This window comes from Roseicyclus sp., assembly GCF_052168335.1.
Classification (GTDB): Bacteria; Pseudomonadota; Alphaproteobacteria; order Rhodobacterales; family Rhodobacteraceae; genus Roseibacterium.
Genome location: NZ_JBQLZP010000507.1, coordinates 1 through 1831 on the forward strand (window position 1 = coordinate 1; position 1831 = coordinate 1831).

Below are 1831 nucleotides of genomic sequence, written 5' to 3' on the forward strand. Positions count from 1 at the left end.
CGCGGCTCTCGTGCTACATGCTGGAGAACGCGCTGACCGCGGGCTTCACCTCGACGGGGATGAACGTCCTTCTCCTCGGTCCGGTGCCGACGCCCGCGGTGGGCCTCCTGACGCCGTCGATGCGGGCGGATGTCGGCGTGATGATCTCGGCCAGCCACAACCCCGCGACCGACAACGGGATCAAGTTCTTCGGGCCGGACGGCTTCAAGCTGTCCGACGAGGCGGAGGCGGAGATCGAGTCGCTGCTCGAGGCGGGCGTCGAGCCCGCGCGGGCCGAATACATCGGGCGCGCCAAGCGGATCGACGACGGCCGCTTCCGCTACGTCGAGCGGGTCAAGGGCACCTTCCCGTCCGGCCTGACGCTGGAGGGCATCCGCGTGGTGATCGACTGCGCCAACGGTGCGGCCTACCGTGCGGCGCCCGAGGTCCTGTGGGAGCTCGGCGCCGAGGTCACCCCGATCGGCGTCTCGCCCGACGGCTTCAACATCAACGACGGCGTCGGCTCGACCTCGACCGCGGCGGCGGCGGCGAAGGTGCGCGAGAGCCGGGCGGACGTGGGCATCTGCCTCGACGGGGACGCGGACCGGGTGATCCTGCTCGACGAGACGGGGAAGGAGGCGGACGGCGACCAGATCATGGCGCTCCTGGCCGAGCGCTGGGCGGCGGAGGACCGGCTCGCGGGGGGCACGCTGGTGGCGACCGTGATGTCGAACCTCGGGCTCGAGCGCTTCCTCGGCGACCGCGGCCTGAAGCTCCACCGCACCGCCGTGGGCGACCGCTACGTGGTCGAGGCGATGCGCGCGCACGGGCTGAACCTCGGCGGCGAGCAGTCGGGGCACATCGTGATGACCGACTACGCCACGACGGGCGACGGGCTGATGGCGGCGCTGCAGTTCCTGGCCGAGATGGTGCGGACGGGCGAGCCCGCGAGCGCGCTCTCGCGGCGCTTCGCGCCGGTGCCGCAGCTCCTGCGGAACGTGCGCTACGCGGCGGGGACGGCGCCGCTCGAGCGCGACCCGGTGAAGGCCGCGATCGCCGCCGCCGAGGCGCGGCTGACCGGGCAGGGGCGTCTCCTGATCCGGAAGTCGGGCACCGAGCCGCTGATCCGCGTGATGGCCGAGGCCGAGGACGCGGCGCTGATGAGCGCGGTGGTGGACGAGATCGTGGGTGCGGTCGAGGCCTCCGCCTGAGGCGGCCGGTCCGGCGGTGCGCGCCCCGTTCCGGGACGCGCGCGGCCTTCCTGTCGGTCCGCGCCTCCGCGCGGACCTCCGGCGCGGGGGCGCTGCCCCCGGGCGCGCGGGGTTCCGCGCGCCTCCCCCGGAGGTTTCTTGCCAGGATGAAGGGGAGGCGGGGCGCGCTCAGGGATGGGCGACGGGACGCTCGCGCGGGCGCCCGGCCACGTAGGTCGCGGCAACGGCGCGGTCGTCGCCCATCATGATCGTGGGGAAGAGCGCCTGCCAGATGTCGCCTGCGCGCGCCGCGGCCTGGGCGATGGCGGGCGTCGAGGCGAGGTCGAGGACGCAGAGGTCCGCCTCGAGGCCCGGCGCGAGCCGGCCGATCCGGTCGCCGAGCCGCAGCGCCCCGGCCGAGGCGCCGGTGGCGAGCCAGAGGAGTTCGGAGGGGTGGAGGGCCTGCCCGCGGAGCTGGGCGATCTCGTAGGCCGCGGCCATGGTCCTCAGCATAGAGAAGGAGGAGCCGCCGCCGGTGTCGGTGGCGAGGCCGACGCGCATCCGGTCGCGCAGGCCCATGTCGAGGAGCCCCGAGCCGATGAAGGTGTTCGAGGTCGGGCAGTGCACCACGGCGGCGCCGACCTCCGACAGGCGGTCGATCT

Annotated in this window: 2 protein-coding genes; one reads left to right on the forward strand and one right to left on the reverse strand. The window is 74.3% G+C overall.

Going from position 1 to position 1831, the window contains the following annotated elements; all coding sequences use genetic code 11:
* Positions 1 to 1190: phosphoglucosamine mutase (glmM, locus tag ACTS11_RS15510; protein WP_442641201.1), on the forward strand; the 1190-nt coding region annotated here is incomplete at its 5' end.
* Between the two features lie 168 nt (positions 1191 to 1358).
* On the opposite strand, the gene ACTS11_RS15515 is transcribed toward glmM, so the two are convergent.
* The coding region (locus ACTS11_RS15515; protein ID WP_442641202.1) for an amidohydrolase family protein at positions 1359 to 1831 on the reverse strand (473 nt) is incomplete at its 5' end.